The sequence below is a fragment of the Desulforhopalus vacuolatus genome (genome assembly GCF_016918505.1).
Lineage (GTDB): Bacteria > Desulfobacterota > Desulfobulbia > Desulfobulbales > Desulfocapsaceae > Desulforhopalus > Desulforhopalus vacuolatus.
Genome location: NZ_JAFFPZ010000086.1, coordinates 1 through 1436, shown reverse-complemented (window position 1 = coordinate 1436; position 1436 = coordinate 1). Strand labels below are relative to the sequence as shown.

Here is a 1436-nt window from a genome sequence, read left to right as displayed (position 1 = left end):
CCTCAGGAAAGACCTATTACGTCAAGGTCGATCCTGATGGCACATCTACCTCAGATTATAATTTGAGTATCAATACAGTCGCTGCTGTCACACCTGTTCCCAGTACCAATAATGATATAATTAATGGTGAAATCGTCAGTGGTGGCGATGCTGGTGATTCTCGAACGAAAGCTACTGCAGTGTTCTTAAACAATAGTAGAGATGCAATCATTACGGGTTATGCTGGAGATAATGATTATTATAAGTTTGTCGCTCCAGGCGGCACCGCGACCATTGAGTTAACGGGATTGAGTTCAGATATTTTTTTAAGGTTATTGAGCAGCTCTGGATCAACGCTGGAGTCCTCCACTCCGCATTCCTCATCTCCGGGTGAAAGTTCCAGTGCATCTATATCCTGTCATCCCACATCAGGAGAGACCTATTACGTTTGGGTCGATCCTTGGTTCAACAATACCTCAGATTATAATTTGAGTATCAACATTAGCAATCTTGATATAATTAACGGTACCATCGTCAGTGGTGGTGATGCAGGTGACTCTCGAACGAAAGCCACTGCGGTTTCACTAGACAGTAATGGAGATGCCAGCATTACAGGTTATGCTGGTGATGATGATTATTATACGTTTGTCGCGCAATACAATGGCACCGCGATCATTGATTTAACGGGATTGAGTTCAAATATTAATTTAAATTTATTGAGCAGCGGAAACCGAACATTAGATTCCTCCACTTCTGGTGGAAGTTCCAGTGAATCGGTATCCTGTAATTTCACATCAGGAGAGACCTATTACGTTTGGGTCGCTCCTTATGACAACACATCTGCCTCAGATTATAATTTAAGTATCAATACAGTCGCTGGTTTCACACCTCCCAGTACCAATAATGATATAATTAATGGTGAAATCGTCAGTGGTGGTGATGCGGGTGGCCTTACATCGGAAGCCGCTTTGGTTTCATTAGATAATGAAGCGGGTGTCGAGAGTGGTCCTGGAGATGATCCATATCCTGATCTTGAGTATGATGTCAATGATAGTGATGTCTGTAAAGATTGGGGAGAAGATCTTGTTCATGGCACAATTGATAACAGTTCAGATGTTGAGGCCATTGTTTTGCAAGGGGTTGCTGATGCCATTCCTCTCGAAGAAATTGCGTAACATGATGTCTGGCACCTCAGTGGAGGCATAGCACTTCAGTGAGGTGCCAAGAACCAAACTCTTAACCGGGTTTATAACCCTGTTTTTCTCTCTTAAATACTCACCATTCGCGTAAAATTATTTCAATTTATTCCTTTTTTTGATTAACTGCCGAGATGACTACTATACCAAAAGTTTTAACCGAAAGAATTGATGATTTTGTCCTGCTGATTGGCCTTCTCAAACGAATGGGGGTGGTAGAGCTTTTTGATGCTCATCTCCCACGTCATGGGCATCATCAAG

At 42.3% G+C, this 1436-nt stretch carries 1 protein-coding gene; it reads left to right on the top strand.

Annotation, left to right across the window (positions count from 1 at the left end):
* Positions 1-1154, top strand: a 1154-nt coding sequence (locus tag JWG39_RS15990) for a pre-peptidase C-terminal domain-containing protein (protein ID WP_205220437.1), incomplete at its 5' end; no start/stop codon positions are given.
* Positions 1155-1436 lie beyond the last annotated feature (282 nt).